Genomic DNA, 19210 nt, shown 5'->3' with positions numbered 1-19210 from the left:
TGCTTGTTTAACAAATTGAAGCACTATCGCAGGCTGGCTACACGATATGATAAGTTATCCTGCACGTTTGGAGCCTTTTTAACGCTGGCTTCTATTTTGCTATGGTTAAATTAGGTTTGAAGACACGCTCTAGTCCATTCCGTAATAACAGTTGTTTGATCGGGTGTTGATGGTGCTCAGTAATGGTGCAGGGACAGAAGTAGGACTTCTTGCACAATCCCTTAAAATCCAAGATAGGGGAAAGGGAATTACGATAAACTTGATGTAGACAGGATACTCCATCACAAGCAACTCTTAATTCCCATCTTTAACAGTCCCCGCTGGAGCATGTGATAGGCATAATGACTAAATGGAGCTGGTATTATCTATAATTCATTCACTTCAATATTTTTCATTGTACTTGCTATAATAATTCAAATTACAATACGAAAATTGAAGCCTCGGATAAGTAAAAGCACAATGTTGAAAGTGAGAATTGCAATAACAACAATAGTTCTTCTTATTGGAATCGTGTTGTATATAATTGACCCTCAGTGGTGGATCGTGATTGCTTTTGCAGTATTTTTCTGTATACTGCTTGTTATGCTTTTTGTAAATTTTTTGAAAAGACGAAGTAAATCACATTGATTTATGATTTCCTACTCATCGTTTAACAAGAGCTTTCGGGACTGACCCCCATTTGTGAGAAAAAGACAAGACACCCCGGCCCGTATACCATTTTGAAAACCCTGCCCCACAACCTGGACTAAAAGTAACTTATGATGGTGAAGGTCTTATCAAGGACATGATCCTGCCAAAAGAAAATAGAATGTCTTCGGATGTTTATGGACTTAATGCATTGCCACGCGGAACACGAAACCCAGCTGGGGATTACAGATACGGAGCATCTAATAATGTAATTTCTATTAGTGGAGACAAGCATGGCTCTGTTCTAGGCACAGGGAGAGGAACCAACTTCACGGACACGTATGGGGAAAATGGCAATAGACTCCGAAGAGGTGACTGCGCAACAAAAGGGGCTATTGATAATCCTGATTTTGGGACAGACATTAGGGTGAGAAATACTGATAACGATGCCGTAGCTACTTTTAATAAAGCTGATAACGGGTCTCTTCCAGATGCAATCATTGATATTTGGAAAACAGGTATAGAGGATCTAGGTTTAACATGGCATTCGTACACCTCATTTTCTGGAATATATTCTTATTCTTTTTAATACCTTTATACCAAAAAAGGATGGGATCTCGTGTCCTATCCTTTTCCCTTTTTGTATCATGTTAAGTTTGATTCATAACTTTTTTCAGAAAGGATGCATAGTTTTGAGAACACTCCGCTACAGATGCTTTATACTTTCTCTACTCGTGCCAGCTTTATTGTCAGCCTGCTCTACCTCTTCTACCCCATCAACAGAATCTGCCACACCCAAACAAATCCAATCAGGCGAAAAGGCAGCCCCAAGCGAGCAGGGCCAATATCTATCCATGACTTATACAGAATATGTGAATGGGAAAAATACAGATAAAGGTATGGTTATGCGGGTCATGACGTATGACTTAAACAGTAAAAAATTAACCAAGCTGGCCGATGTTTCTTATACCTCTCAATACCCGCTTTCTGTGGTGTCCTTGCCTGATCACAAAATTTATTACTCTGCTGATGTTGGTGATAAGGGAGACCAATTATTTTCGTATGACTTGAATACCAAAAAAATCGAACAGCTTACCGATAATTTGTTTGCCATCAATCGTATCGTACCAACTATTCCAGATGGCCCCCTCGTTCTGGTTGCGGTCAAAAAAGGAGAGCGGACACTTAAAACTATGTTCTACAATAAATCAACGCGTACCATGCAAATTATGCATGATGAAAATCAGGAGGAAAGCACTTGGTCTATAACCTATAATCCAGCAAAAAAAGCAATTTACAGTGCACATTATTCAGAGAAGGAACGAGATAAACAAAGAGCCATCTCAAACCGTACACAAGCCATTATGGTTCCCCCGGACTACAAGGTTACAGAAATCAATAGCAGCACCAAGCGAGAGCGTCCTATCATTACACTGAAAAAAGAGAAAATATCTTCAATGTCCAGCAGTAATGATAAACTGCTTCTCGTAACTAGCCGGTTAACTAGTTTCGGCACTACTGAGTATAGTCTGGTTGATATTACAACAGGTAAACGCACCAAAATAAAATTACCTATTTTTTCCCGCCAATTTGTCTATATGTCCCCCGACGGCAAGGGAGTTTATTATTTGGGAAGCGCCTCTGAGAAAAATGAGGACGAAGGACGTGGCGTGTACTATTATGACTTCACTTCGAAAACCCAAACCCCTATCTTCATACAGAAAGAGGGTTTTATCAATAACTTCATGCTGCTGAACAAGTAATTGTTCTGATGAGCGATATGCCAAAAAGCCGGAAAGAAGCAAGCTTATGCTATCTTTCCGGCTTTCTTTATCTGCTTAGTGTTTACTTATTAACTTTAGCCGGATGATACCTCTGCCGTAGCCTGCGCCAAGAAATCATTAAGCTTTGCAGCCAGACCAGATACAGCTTCCTTAGCTGCTGCCTGTGCTGCATCCTTGTTTGGCTGTGCTTCAGTAGCCAGTACTGCTTTTGTTTTGGCCTTATACTCTAGATATGCCTTCTCAATTGCAGACCTTAACTCTACTTGGGATACTCCGATACTCCGATACTCCAATCCAAAATCACCACAAATATTAGAGTTTCCGAACATTTTATGGTAATATTAAACTATTAGCTGAAATTTATTGAGGGCAACAAAAAAATGGCTAAAAGTAAACTTATTCTCTTTATATTGTTTTTTTATATAGGCTGGACAATTAAGGAGCTAACATTACATCCAAAAATAACTAATTTGGAGCTTTATTTGATATCCTTCTTGGTAAAAATGATTTTTTGGATTGGGCTGGTGGTCATTTATTTCGTATATATCGATCGAGTAAAGTTGCAACAAATCATTGACTACATAAAATTAAAACAAAATATCATCAAGGGAGTATTTACTGGCGGAATTATTGGATTATTATTGGTAGCAATCGAGGTTACTATCTTTAATGGTTTTAGATTGGACATAGGAATCAGATGGATTATTACACCGTTAACTGCATTTTCTGAGGAAGTAGTATTCCGGGGATTCGTTATGAATAAACTAAGAGACCATCGGGTAAAAGGATACAACTTTATACAAGCCATACTTTTTATGGGGATACACTTTCCAATAGGTATTATTTCAGGATATTCACTTCTTAACTATGTGACCATATTTCTCGTAGGATACATTCTTGGATATATATATAAAAAGACTTCTTCGATATGGGCTCCAACGATTGCACATAGTGTCTATAATATTCTTATTTATTTAAGGCAATAAATATACCTATTCCTTTTAGTGCGTCAATCCTTTATGTTTTTACCGATGATGTTATTGAACCTGGAGAAAATGAAGTTATAAAAGAATTAGCCTTATTAGTAGAAGAAGTTAGCACGTTCGTTACGACTGTGAAGCTTAATGTTTGGATTATACGCTTAAAACTCCCTATACAATATCCAACGGACTATTATTATGAATTTATATAGAGCTAACGTGAACAATAACTCAATAAACATGAACAGACGGTAGCCGATTAAAGTGGCTGCCGTTTTCTCAACTAACAGGCTGAAATCTAAATTTATTCATTGACTATTTTTAAAAATTGATTTGTTTCTAATTTTAAAGCATTATATGATGGTTTCAGACATCGATGTACTTTAAAAAGAAAGCGAAGAAAATATGAAGGCTAAAATTGAAAAATACCCTCTTGTAGAATTGCATACATGAGACAGATTGGTCCTTATGGAATTGCAAATTCACAACTAATGGAGAAATTTAAATGTTGGGTTAAATCGAATAATTTATTTAATAAGACATCTATTATTCTTGGTATTGCCCAAGATAATCCTGCATTTGTGAAGCCGGAAAATTGTCGCTATGATGCATGTTTGGTTCTTCCTGATGATTACTGTGTTAATACTGATGAAGTAAACTTGAGCAACATTAGTGGAGGAAGATACGCTGTTTTTAAAATAAATCATACAGCAGAAGCTGTTCATAAAGCTTGGACTGAAATATTCCTGGAGTTGGAAATTAAAAGGTTCAGCTTAGATGAAACCAGACCTATCTTGGAGCGATATACAGTTGAACTTATTAATAATCATTATTGCGAAATTTGCGTTCCGATTCAGTAGACGTATTAAGGCATAGGGTTGTTTCTATTATTGAAGGCAGTCTAATACTAATTCCCTTTTATAAAAATAAAAGAAGACGAACTTAAAAAGTTCGCCTCCTATACTAAAAGGAAATCCGAGTCGGCACAAAATCGGCACGTCCCCGGTTTAACAGCTTAATTACCGCTAGTACCTTGTCTCACCAAGGCTTACCGCATTTTAACCGATAGAACCTTCCATTTCGAACTTGATCAAACGGTTCATTTCTACCGCATATTCCATCGGCAGTTCTTTGGTGAACGGCTCGATAAAGCCCATAACGATCATCTGTGTAGCCTCTGCTTCGGTCAGACCACGGCTCATCAGATAGAACAGCTGATCTTCCGATACTTTGGACACCGTTGCTTCGTGCTCAAGCGTGATATCGTCATTCATGATCTCATTATAAGGGATAGTATCCGAAGTTGATTGATTATCCAAAATCAACGTATCGCACTTAATATTCGATTTTGCACCTTGAGCCTGACGGCCAAAGGAAGCTAATCCGCGGTATGTTACTTTACCACCGTGCTTACTGATCGATTTGGATACAATGGTCGATGTAGTATCTGGTGCCAAGTGGATCATTTTCGCACCGGCATCCTGGTGCTGGCCTTTGCCTGCAACCGCGATGGACAAGACCATCCCTTTCGCGCCACGGCCTTTCAATACAACGGCAGGATATTTCATTGTCAGCTTGGAACCGATGTTTCCATCGACCCATTCCATCGTTGCATTTTCTTCAGCTACCGCACGTTTGGTTACCAGGTTGTAGATGTTAGGCGCCCAGTTCTGGATCGTTGTATAACGAACGCGTGCGTTCTTCTTACAAATGATTTCCACCACGGCACTATGCAACGAGTTCGTGCTGTAAATTGGAGCTGTACAGCCTTCTACATAATGCACAAAGCTATCTTCGTCAGCAATAATGAGCGTACGCTCAAATTGACCCATATTTTCCGAGTTGATACGGAAGTAAGCCTGCAATGGAATTTCACATTTTACACCTTTAGGCACGTAGATAAAACTACCGCCTGACCATACCGCACTGTTCAGTGCTGCAAACTTATTGTCCGCAGGAGGTACAACTGTTGCAAAGTACTCTTTCAGAATCTCAGGATGCTCACGCAACGCCGTATCGGTATCCATGAAAATGACACCCTGCTCTTCCAGATCTTTTTGCATGCTGTGGTAGACAACCTCGGATTCATACTGTGCGGATACACCAGCCAAAAACTTTTGCTCCGCTTCAGGAATTCCCAGCTTATCAAAGGTTTCCTTTATTTCTGTAGGAACCTCTTCCCACGTTTTCCCTTGTTTTTCGGAAGGTCTTACATAGTACTGGATATCATCGAAATCCAGTTCATCCATGTCTCCGCCCCATTTTGGCATTGGCATTTTTTCAAATTGCTTCAATGCTTTCAGACGGAACTCCAACATCCAATCCGGTTCACCCTTAATTTTGGAGATTTCTTTTACAATTTCCGGAGTGAGACCCTTACCTGTTTGGAAAATGGACTTGTGCTCGTCACGAAAGCCATACTTATACTCTTCCATTTCCGGTGCTTTCTTGGCCATGTTTCTCAAACCTCCTCTGTCCTATTTAAATTATTTATCTTCGTCAATTCCTTTTCGCAGCGCATTCCAAGCCAAGGTCGCACATTTAATGCGGGCCGGAAACTTGTTAACGCCTGACAAAGCTTCCAATTCTTCATAATCTTCAAATTCGACAGCTTCGCCCTTCATTAAAGAAGAGAAACGACTCGCCATATCCAAGGCCTGATCAATCGTTTTACCTTTGACCGCTTCTGTCATCATCGAAGCCGAGGACATACTAATCGAGCAGCCTTCGCCAGTAAAACGGGCATCCTCGACTATGCCGTCTTTCGTTTTGAGTTGAAGGGATATCCGGTCACCACACGTAGGATTGTTCAAATCCACCGTAACAGCATCGTCCTCAAAACGTCCGCGATTACGCGGATTTTTATAATGATCCATAATCACGCGTCGGTACAAGTCATCAAGTTGCATCGCCAAAATACTCCTTTGTTTGGATTAAGGCGCTGACCAGAGCGTCGATATCTTCTTCTGTGTTATAGAGGTAAAAGCTGGCACGTGCAGTTGCACTGGCTTTCAACCAGCGCATCAGTGGCTGGCAGCAATGATGGCCCGCACGTATGGCCACCCCTTGGCTATCCAATACGGTAGCTACATCATGCGGATGCACGTCATCCAGGTTGAATGTTACGAGCCCAACATGACGTTCAGCAGGTCCGTAAATCGTCAAACCCTCTACTTCCCGAAGGCGTTTGAGGGCATAGTTGGATAGACGGCTCTCATGCTGTGCAATGGCGTCCAGTCCGATACTTTCCAGAAAATCAATAGCCGCACCCAGGCCGACAGCTCCAGCAATAATCGGGGTACCACCTTCGAATTTCCAAGGTAGTTCCTTCCATGTGGATTCATACAATCCCACATCGTCGATCATTTCACCGCCAAACTCAATGGGCTCCATATTTTCCAGAAGCGCCTTCTTGCCGTAGAGTGCACCAATTCCTGTAGGAGCACACATTTTGTGACCAGAGAAAGCATAAAAATCAGCATCTATATCTTGCACATCTACTTTCATATGTGGCGTGCTTTGCGCACCGTCGACAACGATGACTGCCCCTTTGCGATGTGCAATAGCAGCAATTTCTTTGACCGGATTTACAACACCAAGTACATTGGAGACATGCGCAATCGCTACAATTTTTGTGTTTTCTGTGACGGTTGTCTCCACGTCCGCAAGATCAACACTACCGTCCTCTTGAAGCGGAATATATTTCAAAGTCGCACCAGTGGCTTTGGCTACCTGTTGCCACGGAATCAGGTTACTGTGATGTTCCATCTGAGTGATGACAATTTCATCACCCTCCTTACAGTTAGCTCTCCCGTACGAAGAAGCCACCAGATTCAGCGCCGTTGTTGTACCACGTGTAAAAATGATTTCCTGACTGCGCTTGGCATTCAGAAAGCGGGCTACCTTCTCCCTCGCACCTTCATAAGCATCCGTAGCTCGACTACCCAAGGTATGCACACCACGGTGCACATTCGAATTATCTAATTCATAGTAGTGCTTGATTGCCTCGATGACCGCCAGCGGCTTTTGCGAAGTGGCCGCATTATCCAAATAAACCAGCGGATGACCGTTAATCTCCTGATGTAAAATCGGGAATTGTTCACGGATCAATGCAGTGTTCATTGGCCTAACTTCCTTTCAACAAGGCTTTGCAGCTGATGTTGAAGTCCTTCAAGCGGAATTTCAGATACGACAGGTGCCAGGAAGCCATAAATAATCAACCGTTCAGCTTCTGCCCGGCTAATTCCGCGGGACATCAAGTAATACACTTGCTCACGGTTCACCTGACCAACCGAAGCTGCGTGTCCTGCTGTTACATCGTCTTCATCAATTAGCAGGATCGGGTTAGCGTCACCACGTGCTTGCGGGCTAAGCATCAGAACACGCTCCGTTTGCTGACCATCTGCTTTGGTAGCGCCTTTTTCAATTTTCGTAATTCCGTTAATGATGGAAGATGCTTCTTCACGCATAACTGCGCGCGTAATCATCTGACTTGCGGAATTTTTACCAAAATGTTGTGCTTGTGTCGTATAGTTCAGCTTTTGTGAACCGGAACCTACAGCAATAACCTTAGCATCCGAGTTGGAGCCATTGCCTTTGAGCACGGACATGGTATTGCTCGCTGTATTGCCGTTGTTCATTTCGCCTACAATCCATTCGATTGCAGCGTCATTTCCCAGCGTGGCACGACGAATGGAAATATCCGTTACCTGCTCTCCAAACTGATGCACTGTGGCATAGCGTACTTTAGCGCCAGCATTTGCAACCACTTCTACCGCACCGTTATGAAGAACAGGTGCCGTCAAATCCGCAGATACATAGTTGTCTACGTACGTTACTGAACTATGGTTTTCAGCGATGAGCAGCACATGCGGCGCAAATGTTGCAGTCGCATCATCCGTGAGGAACACAGCTTGAAGTGGAACGTTCAATTCTACATTTTTAGGCACATAAGCAAATACTCCACCGTTCCAGAGTGCTGCATGCAGTGCAGACAATGAATTTTCTTCTGCTTTAATAACAGTATTCAGATGAGCTTTGACCAAATCGCCATGCTCTTTAACCGCCGTATGCAAATCTGTGAAAATGACGCCTTGCGCCGCCAGTTCCTCGCTCAGCTTCACGTATACCGCGCCAGAGTTGCGCTGTATAATCAGACCGCCCTCCTGCTGTTCTTTGACGAGATCAGCAATAGCTGCAGGAACCTGCCCTACCGATGCAATGACCTCGCTCAGTTTATGTTGACCGTAATCGTTTAAACTCCAACGCTCGATTTTTGTTTTTTCAAATACCGGAAGCTCCAGTTGGCCTGCAAGCTCAAGTGCTTTTTGTCTGTCTTCAGCCAGCCATGCTGGCTCACCATTACGTTCGGACAGAACACGCAGTTGCTCGGAATCTACCGGAAGGATTGTTTGTGTTGTCATCAGTTTTCCTCCTCGCTTCCGGCTTACGCCTCTTGTCCTACAGTTTCATCAACGATACCCAGTTCTTCCTTGATCCAGTCGTAACCGTCCGCTTCCAGGCGCTCTGCAAGCTCAGGACCACCGGATTTAACGATACGCCCTTGCATCATTACGTGTACAAAATCTGGTTTGATGTAGTTCAACAGACGTTGGTAGTGAGTAATCACAAGGAAGCCACGATCTTCAGAACGCATAGCATTTACACCGTTAGCTACGATTCTCAAAGCATCGATGTCCAGGCCGGAGTCAATTTCGTCCAGAACGACAATTTTCGGATCAAGCATCATCATTTGCAGAATTTCATTCCGCTTTTTCTCACCACCGGAGAAACCTTCGTTCAGGTAACGGTGAGCAAACTCAGGATTCATTTCAAGCTCTTTCATTTTGCCTTCCATTTGACGGATAAACTTAATCAGGGAAATCTCTTGTCCTTCTTCACGGCGCGCGTTGATTGCACTACGCAAAAAGTCGGAGTTTGTTACCCCTGCAATCTCACTTGGATACTGCATCGCCAGGAACAATCCTGCACGTGCACGCTCATCCACTTCCATATCCAGTACGTCTTCTCCATCCAAAGTTACTTTGCCATCTGTGACTTCATACTTAGGATGACCCATCAAAGCAGACGCAAGTGTACTTTTACCCGTTCCGTTAGGACCCATGATGGCATGGATTTCTCCGCCCTTCATTTCGAGGTTAATACCTTTCAAAATTTCCTTGCCTTCGATGGTCGCTTTGAGACCTTCAATCTTAAAGTTTGTAGCCATATTCGCAATACCCTCCAAAAAATGTAGTGTGGTGTCGAAATCAGAAAGTATATTTAAACAGGGGAGCCCCCTGATTTCAAGCAAATGTAATATTTAAAAATTTATTTATAATCATTCTAAACTGATTCTCAATGATTCTCAAGTTATTTTATAATAAATATCTTTAAGGGTGCAACCAACAGACGCACGTTATCCACCTTTCTTCATAAAATGTTCATCCTATCAAGCGCACAAATGACAAAATACATCCTGCGAATGATTATATCGTTATAGTGTAGTACAAAAAACCATGAGATATCATCATCTCTTTTAGCCATAAAAACGCTACTGACAGCATGACGTCAGTAGCGTTTTACATGTAGGGGTTTCATATTCGTCAAACTAAACCTTGTGCGATTGAGCCAAAACTTGACGAGTTAGCCCAAATAAGAGCGAAGCATCCACATATGTTTCTCCAGATCGGCTTTAAAGCCGATCAGCAAATCTGCAGTAGGCTGATCGGAATTGCTTTCCGCCATTTCGATCCCTTCTTGAAACTCCTCACATACAGTCGCAAAGTCCTCAATCAGGGTTTGTACCATTTTTAGTGCATCTTCATTGCCAGTGGCCTCGTCAATTGAGGACAGTTCCAGGTATTCCTTCAACGTTGCGGAAGGAGAACCTTTCAAGGCGAGCAGACGCTCGGCAATCTCGTCCATTTTTAATGTTATTTCATTGTATAATTCTTCGAATTTGACATGGAGTGTATAAAAACTGGAGCCCTTCACGTACCAGTGATAGTTATGAATTTTTACATATAACACATTGAGGTTAGCGACTTGACGGTTTAACAGTTCCTCCACCGATTTGGTTTGCGTATTTTTCGAGTTACTTGTTGTTTTAGCCATCATAAATCCCTTCCTTTTTATCAAATTGACTTTCAGAAGCCTTTAAGTATCCATCACCGTACTGTTGACGGTAAGACGCCAGCGGGTAGTTGAATATCACCTGCCGGACGTCTGTTTCATATTTACCCTTTCAATACAGAGACGAAACAAAAAGAAGAGTTGCCTTCGCTTCTAATTCATCATAAAAAAAATGTACAAATATTCAGTGATTTTCGTTATACTTGTTCTATCCTATCAAAATACTTGGTTTAATATTGTGATATTGATCAACCATTTACATGCACAATTTACGGAGGTGACCTCATTGTCCAAATATCATCCTTTAACGACTGAAGAAGCAATCGAATTTGTGAAGAACATCCCCGGATTTTTTAGTCAGGAAGCTCATCTGGAATGCCGAGAAATCGGTGATGGCAACTTAAATCTGGTTTTTCATATTAAGGATTCCAACTCTAACAAAAGTATCATTGCCAAGCAGGCACTTCCCTATGTAAAAATTGTGGGTGAATCCTGGCCGTTGTCGCTGGATCGCGCCCGTATTGAACGCGAGGCACTTCAGCAGGAACACCAGCTTTGTCCCGAATTAGTTCCTGCAGTTCTGGGCTATAACGATGAGCTTGCGTTAACCGTAATGGAGGATCTTAGCTCCCACACTATCATGCGCAAGGGGCTAATAGAAGGCAACACATATCCTCTTTTTGCTAATCATATCGGGGAATTTCTGGCACGCACACTCTTTTTCACCTCAGATTTGGGCATGAATCAGCAGGATAAAAAGGAACTGGTCAAACGCTTTATCAACCCTGAACTTTGTAAAATAACTGAGGATCTGATTTTGGATGAACCGTATCGTTTTTCCGATAATAACAACTACGGTGAGTACATCGAAGACGAAGCAGAGGCACTCCGTTCAAATCAGGCGCTTCACCTGGAAGTGGCTTTACTGCGAGAAAAGTTCATGACACGAACAGAAGCGCTTCTGCATGGTGACCTTCATACTGGCAGCATTTTTGTAACGACTGAATCGACTAAAGTCATTGATCCTGAATTTGCCTACTACGGTCCCATGGGGTTTGATATCGGAGCGGTTATCGCCAATTTGCTGTTGAACTATGCAGCACAGCCTGGATGGACTTCTGGCGAAAAGGAGCTAAAGGAACGACGTGACTGGCTCCTGGAGACTGCCATGCAAGTATGGGAGCAGTTTGAGAGCAGGTTCCGTACACTGTGGGACGAGCATGTCACCGATCATTTGGCACGTACAGCCGGGTATCAGGATTTGTATCTCCAGAAAGTGCTGCAAGATACGATTGGTTTTGCAGGTTGCAAAGTGATCCGCCGGATCATCAGTCTGTCGCATGTGGCGGATATCGACACTATTGCCGATCCTGACATCAAGGAAGCCGCGGAACGTCTGGCTTTATCGATCGGAAAAACCCTGGTTCTACACAATCGTGAGCTTCATTCGATCCGGGAACTAGGAGACATTGTTCGGACAGCGACAGTGACCCAAACTAAAGGAGCATCAAGAGTATGAGTGAAAATAAGGAGTCTCTCCCTGCATCCTCCCGAAAATCAGCTGTATCCAGACAGGCTCTGTCATCGCTGGTGTGGAAGGGTAACCACTTGTCCATGCTGGATCAGCGTCTACTGCCTGAAACGATAGTCATGCTGGATTTGTTCACAACTGAGGAAGTGTGGGATGGCATCCATGCCATGAAGGTACGAGGTGCCCCCGCTATTGGGATGGCCGCAGCCTATGGTGTTGTGCTGGGGGCTACCTCCTATCGCGGCACCGACGCTGCTGGATGGCTGGAGCATGTACACGCGGTATGCGGGCATTTAGCCACCTCACGGCCGACGGCTGTGAATCTGTTCTGGGCTCTGGACCGCATGAAGAAGCGAGCCGGCGAACTCATCACAGAGGCTGAGGGAGGCCAGATCGAAGACTGGAATGCAGGGCTGGAGTGTGAAGCTATGGCCATTCAGGCAGAGGATGAAGAAGTCTGTCGCCAAATCGGCATCCATGCTTTACCTCTGTTCGAGGACGGGATGGGCGTGCTTACTCATTGCAATGCAGGCGGCTTGGCAACAGCTAAATACGGGACAGCACTCGCACCAATGTACCTTGCACAGGAGAGCGGCATCCATCTGAAAGTATTTGCTGACGAAACTCGCCCTGTATTGCAGGGTGCACGTCTGACCGCCTTTGAGCTTCAGCAAGCAGGTATAGATGTCACCCTGCTCTGTGACAATATGGCAGGCATGGTCATGGCCAAAGGATGGGTGCAAGCTGTCATCGTCGGTACGGATCGAGTCGCCGCTAATGGGGATGTAGCCAACAAAATCGGCACCTACAGCCTGGCTGTACTGGCGAAGGCGCATGGTATCCCTTTTTATGTTGCTTCCCCGTTATCTACCATTGATTTGCAGACTGCCACAGGTGCAGATATTCCGATTGAGGAGCGCTCTGCGGAGGAAGTGACCGAGAGCTTTGGCAAAAGGACTGCCCCGCAAGGCATTAAAGTCTACAACCCTGCTTTCGACGTTACACCTCATGAGTACATTACCGCCATCATTACTGAAAAGGGAATCGTTCAAGCCCCTTTTAACGAGAATCTCACCGCTTTGTTTGCAGATTAATCGTTCTTGCAGGTCATACACATCGTATAAAATTCAAATGGTTCTACCCGCTAAAAATGAAGCTTCTCATAGAAAAAACCGGAGCCGCAGCGCCCGGTTTTTTTGAATTTTTTGTTTTTATTCAACAACTATTAGTAAACTTCTCTTACACCAGTTTCAATAGTGCCTCATAACCTGGCATCCCCGGCTTAATTCCAAGTTCCTCGGCTTCCGTCGTCACTGACTCCATCGGTGCCTCTAACAATTCCTTCAGCGTCTTTACCCCCACAGCTCGTGCGGCCAGAATTTTCCGATCGGCCAGCCGTTCATTAAGCAATCCGACATCCAGCGCACCACACATGATGTAACCACGGGAGTTAGAGATCGTCAACAGCGTTGTTTTTGGCAGTTTGACCTCAACTCCGATAAATGTATGCTCACCCACTTGAATAGGTTCCATGTGTATCATGGTGATTTCATGCACCTCCTCTTTGTTCATCCGGGATATTTTATGCGGCATTTGCGGGTAAGTGTGGACACCCGTGGATACATTCAAATTATTAGGAGGGGAGTGTATGTACAGCAAAATAGGTGATATCAAAAAGACCAGACGGATTTTTTCCATCTAGTCTCTGTGATCATCGTTAATGGTCTAGGGTTACGCTCTATTCAAACTTCTTTAAGTACTGTGGGGGTACAAGATCAGCAAGCCAAACCCCATGGTTAGCTTTATAAAACTTCACTTGATTAGCTAATGCCTTTGCTGTGTCTACTTCGAGGATCACTAGTTCTCCACGTCTTTTGCCCGCTAAAATTGCAAACTCAACGGAATCAGACAGATGTACATACTTTCTGCCCATTGGCTTAATTCCTTCGGTGAAAATGTTATGGATTACCTTTGTGTTTGTACCGTGATAGAGAATCGTTGGTGGAGTGGCTTCCTCATAATTTAATTTGCCGGCACTGTGCCCATAATTAGCTCTTATGTATCCATTAGCAATCTCATATCTTTGTTTTGGACAATGGCTTACTACTTGCTTGATATCCGACTCATTGACATTAGACCATCTATCCACTGACCTTATTCCTAGAATCAGGTCTTGAATGTCACAATAACCCTCATGATCCAGCTCAAGACCAAACTGTTCTGGTGTATGCCTAAGAATCTTACTCATAAATTTGCTTAAGCTCTCTTCTTGTTTTGGCGTTAACATGGTATGCTCCTTCTAAAATCGTCTCTTAATTCTGGGTGGATGAAAATTTTCCTTTTTAATCAGATAGATTGCAATGAAAAAAGCTTACTCTCACTTTATTATCATGGAGCAAGCTTGGTTTGTATTCCTGAAGCTAATTTATGATTCAAATGTCATCTTGTCGGGAAATATACCGCCTTCTTTAACGAAGCAACGTGCCATCCGCTGTGCAGCCCTATCAAAATAAAATTTGTTTGAATGATTCGAATCTGATAAAGGTTCAATTTCAGAGAACAGCTTAGTATCCTTGTTTAATTGAATTTTCCCCATCGTGTGTTCGTTTGGACCATATCTATAAATAACTACTGTATCATCTTCATGTTCTTTAAAAAGTAAAACAAACGCTCCCATTATAAAATCTCCTCTACTCTATTTCCCATGGACGACCCGACCTTACCGCAGCGTTATGAGCAGTCTCATAGTTTGTTTTAAATATACCCTCAAATCTAGATTCAAACAATTCATGGTTAAGTAAATCTATATCTTTTTCTGTTTGTATCCCTTTTTGTAATCTATTCCATGCTTGAGCTATTTCGTAATCAGAATGAAATCTGCCATAACCACTTGATTTTATGTGTTCTTTTATGAAAACGTGTTCTTTGATTCTTTGAATCCTACTTTCCTTCATTCCAGAATTTTCAGCTATTGCTCTTACATCACTATCTGAAGCTCTGATTTGATCATACATCTCATCTGCTTCAGCTTCTCTACGAAAATATTCATCAATTGAAAGATCGTTTCTCCCACCTGTTTGTACTTCTGTTTTAGATTCAGATTCTATTGAATTCCGTAAGCTGGAACTCGTATTATTCTTCGGAATCTCATACTGAATAGATGGTTTCAAACCAACTTTAGGCTTAATAACTGAGCTGACTCCTCCAAACAATCCTGCTGTACCGATCATATTAGCCCAGTGTTCCTTTGACCACGCATTGGTAGGATTAAATGCGCCCTGAATCATACCCGATATTCCAAATGTACCGAAATTGAGCATGTCATTCCACGAATCATTTTGTTTAGCTGCCCGTTCCATGTACCCTTGATACATTCCTTTTGGAATACTATATGACATATAATCTAAGAAGCTCCAAACCGAATCAAACTTTTTCTCATAACGTACTGAATTAGCATCTACAAAATCCTGACCTAGTTCAGTTAAGCTATCTACCGACTTCTGGAATGCATTTCGTGTATCTGGAGCAGGAACAGCACATGAATTCGGTGGGGGCGGTAAACAACTTGCGTCAATATTACCTGCTTCCATCAGGTCTGCTAATCTGAATTTATCTGCATGGTGACGTAACTCCCTAGCAATAGAATCCATCAGGGTAATAAAGTCATTCATATTCTTCTGAGAGGTCTGGAAGGAATAGTAAAAGTGCTCTTTAGTCAGTCCTTCCCACAATTGTCCCATAGATGAAATTTGTTGTACTAAATTGCTATTCATTTGAGTTGTCGTTTGCTGTGCTAACTCAAACTGCTTGGAGACAGTCATAAGTTGCTCAGGTGTCACTTTAATAGTTGTCATAGGTTACCTCTAGTCATGAGTTCGTTATGACATAGTAACACTATTCCGATTTATGGAAAATGAACTTAATTCCTAATTGTTATATGAAGGATTAACCTTTCTACCTATGTCTAAAGGCTTAAATTCATCATTTTTTAATCTTCATCTTCATTCTTTAATCTTTAATCTGTAACAAAGGAATAATGTGAGAAGCGTTTTTGTAACTTCTGCCTTCTGCATCTTGTTTGACTCTATATGCACATCCCTTCTTGTTTAGCCCTCCGTCTACAAATGGATCTCTTCCAAAAGTAGTTTTTCTTCGACCATTAGACAGTCTTTTGTGTAAAAAAAGTGAAAAACGGACTGGTAAGGGGGTATCCTCCCTATCCGTTCCGGTCCTGTTTTCCTTCGTTACAACACAGTTTGTTTCTCGTATTTTTCAGTCTTACGATCCTTTTTAATCACTTTACTGTTATTCCTATAATCATCCCATGAATCCAGACTCAAGTAAGGCTCAGCTTCGATGATATCTTTTACTTTGCTATGCTGTTGTTCTTGGAATAGCTCGATCATTCGAATTAAATCATTGCGATCCAGCAGCTTCACTCCATTATAACTGGCTAACTGTTCACACGAGCTTGTGTATTTACTTGAAGTAATCACAATAGATTTCTTAGCTCTGTAAAATCGCATACAGCTATACACTTCTTGAACCGCACCCAACCCAACAGGATTGGTGACTGCATACCGTTTGGCCTGAAGGACATTACGGTATCCCTCACGATCTGTAAACTCTACTGCCTTGTGTCTTATACACATCACTATAACCCAAGCAATTGAACAGCTTGCACAAATAAATTTCAAAATCCTTGCCATCTTCCATACGATCTATCTCACTTATGCCGATTTTGTAAGGATCAATATCCTGCGTTACTTTATATCGCTCTTGGACTTTAGGCTTTTTAAGTAACCTAAATAAAAAAGGCAACAGGTAATCCTGCTGCCTTGCACCCTATTATTCAGCTTCTGTTAATGTTTTTAAAGCTTCAGTAAATGAATTACCGATCGACATAATTTCTCCATTAACTTGTTGGCTAAATTGAGATTCCGTAAGTTTATCTTTTCCTGCCGTGTGATTCTTAATAAATTTTATAAGATCTGCTTTCTGTTTGGCAATATCCTTTAAAATTTGGTCACTTTCTCGCTTGTAATTTTTAATGCTTTTACTTAGTTCCACCTTTGCCACGCTGAGCTGCTTCTTTAGTTTATCGCAATCAGCCTTGGCTTGAGCTATTACTGCTTTACTAGACTTATTTTTCACTTCATTTTTATAACGTGCAGAGGCTTGGTTTAATCTTTGAGTTAGCTCACGAACTTCTGCCCCTAGAACAGCATTAAGCTTTTTTTGTGCAGCTTTAATTTCTTTTACATGATCTTTGTAATTCTCAAAATATATTCTTTCGATTTCACTTGTTGACATAGCTTTTGTAGATGTTGCCGCCAATACTTGTGATGGAATTAAAACAACAAACATGAGCATTAATAAAATAGCTTTCTTCATATGTATCCCCTTATCTGCTAGTATTACAATTATCATAAGGGAAATAAAGGTAAGAGTAAATATAATTAAAAAGCATTAGAAGAAAAACTGAATTATTTCTATTCTTTCAATTAAAAAAGGAGGTCGCTATGAAAAAATATGGAATAGCAATCTTTATAGTAACTCTAATTGCGAGCATTTGGATACTTAGTAGTTACACTAAAAGTTATACCCAAAACGAAGTATTCAGCTATCTTGTAAAAGCTCAAGGATACAAACCATCTGAAATTTATTCAGTTGAAACTCAAATAGCTAAAGCTCCCTTAGTTAGTACACAAGTTATATTTAAGGACGAAATCAATGCAAGGTATTTTTATAAAAAGGAGCAAGGTAAAATTATTCAGTATAACCAAGCCCCTATTAAAGGAGTAGATGATGGTACTTATAATTATAAACATCATGAAAACAAATAAAAACGAAAGATTATCCTTAATTCAGTGAAAACTACTCAATTGAGGGTGGTCTAGGCTATTCATTTTTCCAGATAATAGACCCATCTGAAGATGTAATCATGCTAGGGGGGTCGTCATGGAGAGAAATTTCAATAAAGGAACTTTTTCCTTTTTGCAACCATTTATATATACTTCCTTTATCGTTAATCGGCTTAGATACTATTTTTTTAACTTCAATAATTGCAGCATCATATTCAAGGAACCCATTATCATCTTCATCTAAATCATTGTTTGTTTCATAGATGGTGTCCTTAGTACCAATAATCTTTAATCCATTTCCCCAATAAAAAGTTAATTCTTCTTTTGGCACTGAAATAATAGCTTTTATTAAAGAATCATATCCCATAAATTCCTCCTTGGTTTAAGGCTCTTCTCGTCTTCAAATTCAATGGTAGCTACTGGCTATAAATGAATCATTGCCCCAACTCCTTATCACCCTATCCAGGCACAACCATCTTATCATGGATGATACTGTTGTTTGCTATATTCAAAAACTCGGTCCTTTATTTGATTGACCAATTATGCAAAAAAAGCCTACTCCCATTTTATTGTTAAAGGAGCAAGCTCTTAAATAAATTATTTTGTAATATTCATTATCTTCTCAGCAATTAACTGACAATCTTCAATGCTTTTATCGAATTCCTTTTTAAAAGATTGAGCGAATACAGAATGGATCTGCTTTGAAAAATAGAATAGTCTTATTTAAGAAATATTAATTAGAGGTTGTAATGTTCACATTTAATGTTTCACCTATTTTTTGGGTATCCACTTTAGCTCCCAACACTTCGGAAACAATTCTTAAAGGAACTTGAACACGAGTTGTAGGAATCTGCGGTGCCGCCAGCATCATTTTCTCCTCATCGTTGACATATGCAATCTTACTACCGATCGCCAATTTAATTACAGTTCCATTCTTTGATTCGATTGTGACTTGTTGTGAATTTTTGTCCCAGTCTCTTACTTTCCCTCCTAAATTTTCAGAAACGAAGCGAAGAGGAACAAAAGCTGTATTTGTAGCATTTTCAATATATGGAGGTGAATCTGAATTAGTTCCAAAATTGATAGGAACACCGTTTACCTGTACATTAATTGTGTAATTATAAGAATGTTTTGTTGCACTGGCTTGTACGCTTAATACAAGTGAAAAAATAAAAAATACGGAACCCGTAAAGAATTTTTTCATCATGTATCCATCTCTCCCTTTGTTAAAATTAACAATTTACTGAAAATATATCTTTCTGACCTCCAAGATGTACTTTTCCTGTGAAT

21 protein-coding genes and 2 pseudogenes are annotated in these 19210 nt (G+C 41.2%); 8 read left to right on the top strand and 15 right to left on the bottom strand.

What is annotated here, in order from left to right; all coding sequences use genetic code 11:
• The 3 genes and pseudogenes from AC5V8P_RS04285 to AC5V8P_RS04275 all read left to right on the top strand — a co-directional run.
• A pseudogene (locus AC5V8P_RS04285) lies at nucleotides 1-114 on the top strand (IS5/IS1182 family transposase); the annotation flags it as partial.
• A gap of 670 nt (nucleotides 115-784) precedes the next feature.
• Entirely contained in the window at nucleotides 785-1216 is a 432-nt protein-coding gene (locus AC5V8P_RS04280; RefSeq protein WP_064798187.1) for a hypothetical protein, read from the top strand.
• Between the two features lie 145 nt (nucleotides 1217-1361).
• Nucleotides 1362-2390 carry a hypothetical protein gene (locus AC5V8P_RS04275; RefSeq protein WP_495473562.1) on the top strand — a complete coding sequence of 343 codons (1029 nt, stop codon included), beginning with the start codon at nucleotides 1362-1364 and terminating at the stop codon, nucleotides 2388-2390.
• Nucleotides 2391-2485: 95 nt separating this feature from the next.
• On the opposite strand, the gene AC5V8P_RS04270 is transcribed toward AC5V8P_RS04275, so the two are convergent.
• Nucleotides 2486-2740, bottom strand: coding sequence for a hypothetical protein (locus tag AC5V8P_RS04270; RefSeq protein ID WP_495473561.1), 255 nt, complete (start codon nucleotides 2738-2740; stop codon nucleotides 2486-2488).
• A 231-nt stretch (nucleotides 2741-2971) separates the two neighbouring features.
• Between AC5V8P_RS04270 and AC5V8P_RS04265 the strand changes: the two genes are divergently transcribed.
• Both AC5V8P_RS04265 and AC5V8P_RS04260 read left to right on the top strand, forming a co-directional pair.
• Complete coding sequence (locus tag AC5V8P_RS04265; protein WP_231116973.1) at nucleotides 2972-3397, top strand: CPBP family intramembrane glutamic endopeptidase; 426 nt, start codon at nucleotides 2972-2974, stop codon at nucleotides 3395-3397.
• A 443-nt stretch (nucleotides 3398-3840) separates the two neighbouring features.
• Nucleotides 3841-4251, top strand: coding sequence for an AraC family transcriptional regulator (locus tag AC5V8P_RS04260; protein ID WP_064798184.1), 411 nt, complete (start codon nucleotides 3841-3843; stop codon nucleotides 4249-4251).
• 198 nt (nucleotides 4252-4449) lie between these two features.
• On the opposite strand, the gene sufB is transcribed toward AC5V8P_RS04260, so the two are convergent.
• The 6 genes from sufB to AC5V8P_RS04230 form a co-directional block, all read right to left on the bottom strand.
• Nucleotides 4450-5847, bottom strand: a complete 1398-nt coding sequence (sufB, locus tag AC5V8P_RS04255; protein ID WP_064798183.1) for a Fe-S cluster assembly protein SufB — start codon at nucleotides 5845-5847, stop codon at nucleotides 4450-4452.
• Between the two features lie 30 nt (nucleotides 5848-5877).
• On the bottom strand, nucleotides 5878-6300 hold the full coding sequence (gene sufU / locus AC5V8P_RS04250; protein ID WP_063213732.1) for a Fe-S cluster assembly sulfur transfer protein SufU: 423 nt from the start codon (nucleotides 6298-6300) through the stop codon (nucleotides 5878-5880).
• Nucleotides 6290-7513, bottom strand: coding sequence for a cysteine desulfurase (locus AC5V8P_RS04245; RefSeq protein ID WP_064798182.1), 1224 nt, complete (start codon nucleotides 7511-7513; stop codon nucleotides 6290-6292). Before AC5V8P_RS04245 ends, sufU begins: the two co-directional genes overlap by 11 nt.
• Entirely contained in the window at nucleotides 7510-8814 is a 1305-nt protein-coding gene (gene sufD, locus AC5V8P_RS04240; protein ID WP_063213734.1) for a Fe-S cluster assembly protein SufD, read from the bottom strand. The genes AC5V8P_RS04245 and sufD overlap by 4 nt, the downstream gene beginning before the upstream one ends.
• Before the next feature lie 23 nt (nucleotides 8815-8837).
• Entirely contained in the window at nucleotides 8838-9620 is a 783-nt protein-coding gene (sufC, locus tag AC5V8P_RS04235; RefSeq protein ID WP_063213735.1) for a Fe-S cluster assembly ATPase SufC, read from the bottom strand.
• A 416-nt stretch (nucleotides 9621-10036) separates the two neighbouring features.
• Complete coding sequence (locus AC5V8P_RS04230) at nucleotides 10037-10507, bottom strand: Dps family protein (protein ID WP_064798190.1); 471 nt, start codon at nucleotides 10505-10507, stop codon at nucleotides 10037-10039.
• A gap of 304 nt (nucleotides 10508-10811) precedes the next feature.
• Here AC5V8P_RS04230 and mtnK point away from each other — a divergent pair, with 304 nt between their 5' ends.
• Both mtnK and mtnA read left to right on the top strand, forming a co-directional pair.
• Nucleotides 10812-12044 (top strand): S-methyl-5-thioribose kinase, encoded by a 1233-nt coding sequence (mtnK, locus tag AC5V8P_RS04225; protein ID WP_064798189.1) that lies wholly within the window; start codon nucleotides 10812-10814, stop codon nucleotides 12042-12044.
• Nucleotides 12041-13150: an S-methyl-5-thioribose-1-phosphate isomerase gene (mtnA, locus tag AC5V8P_RS04220; protein ID WP_064798181.1), complete on the top strand. Its 1110-nt coding sequence runs from the start codon at nucleotides 12041-12043 to the stop codon at nucleotides 13148-13150. Before mtnK ends, mtnA begins: the two co-directional genes overlap by 4 nt.
• Before the next feature lie 145 nt (nucleotides 13151-13295).
• Here the strand turns inward: mtnA and AC5V8P_RS04215 are convergent, their stop codons facing one another.
• The 6 genes and pseudogenes from AC5V8P_RS04215 to AC5V8P_RS04190 form a co-directional block, all read right to left on the bottom strand.
• On the bottom strand, nucleotides 13296-13598 hold the full coding sequence (locus tag AC5V8P_RS04215) for a YunC family protein (protein ID WP_064798188.1): 303 nt from the start codon (nucleotides 13596-13598) through the stop codon (nucleotides 13296-13298).
• A 196-nt stretch (nucleotides 13599-13794) separates the two neighbouring features.
• A complete protein-coding gene (locus AC5V8P_RS04210) occupies nucleotides 13795-14343 on the bottom strand; it encodes an RNA 2'-phosphotransferase (protein ID WP_064798180.1) in 549 nt (182 codons plus the stop codon).
• Between the two features lie 138 nt (nucleotides 14344-14481).
• On the bottom strand, nucleotides 14482-14733 hold the full coding sequence (locus tag AC5V8P_RS04205; protein WP_064798179.1) for a hypothetical protein: 252 nt from the start codon (nucleotides 14731-14733) through the stop codon (nucleotides 14482-14484).
• A 13-nt stretch (nucleotides 14734-14746) separates the two neighbouring features.
• The gene (locus tag AC5V8P_RS04200; RefSeq protein ID WP_064798178.1) at nucleotides 14747-15910 is read right to left on the bottom strand and encodes a WXG100 family type VII secretion target; all 1164 of its coding nucleotides are present in this window, start codon (nucleotides 15908-15910) and stop codon (nucleotides 14747-14749) included.
• Nucleotides 15911-16300: 390 nt separating this feature from the next.
• Nucleotides 16301-16880, bottom strand: a pseudogene (locus AC5V8P_RS04195) (restriction endonuclease).
• Nucleotides 16881-16904: 24 nt separating this feature from the next.
• Complete coding sequence (locus AC5V8P_RS04190) at nucleotides 16905-17450, bottom strand: hypothetical protein (protein ID WP_063208617.1); 546 nt, start codon at nucleotides 17448-17450, stop codon at nucleotides 16905-16907.
• Between the two features lie 128 nt (nucleotides 17451-17578).
• Between AC5V8P_RS04190 and AC5V8P_RS04185 the strand changes: the two genes are divergently transcribed.
• Nucleotides 17579-17902, top strand: coding sequence for a DUF3139 domain-containing protein (locus tag AC5V8P_RS04185; protein WP_063208615.1), 324 nt, complete (start codon nucleotides 17579-17581; stop codon nucleotides 17900-17902).
• Nucleotides 17903-17957: 55 nt separating this feature from the next.
• On the opposite strand, the gene AC5V8P_RS04180 is transcribed toward AC5V8P_RS04185, so the two are convergent.
• Complete coding sequence (locus tag AC5V8P_RS04180) at nucleotides 17958-18287, bottom strand: YxxD family cognate immunity protein YxxD (protein ID WP_064798177.1); 330 nt, start codon at nucleotides 18285-18287, stop codon at nucleotides 17958-17960.
• 366 nt (nucleotides 18288-18653) lie between these two features.
• On the bottom strand, nucleotides 18654-19127 hold the full coding sequence (locus AC5V8P_RS04175; RefSeq protein ID WP_063212954.1) for a copper amine oxidase N-terminal domain-containing protein: 474 nt from the start codon (nucleotides 19125-19127) through the stop codon (nucleotides 18654-18656).
• Nucleotides 19128-19210 lie beyond the last annotated feature (83 nt).

The organism is Paenibacillus sp. N119s, from assembly GCF_059447605.1.
The sequence above is the reverse complement of the archived record's forward strand: the minus strand, read 5'-3'. Positions and strand labels throughout refer to the sequence as shown.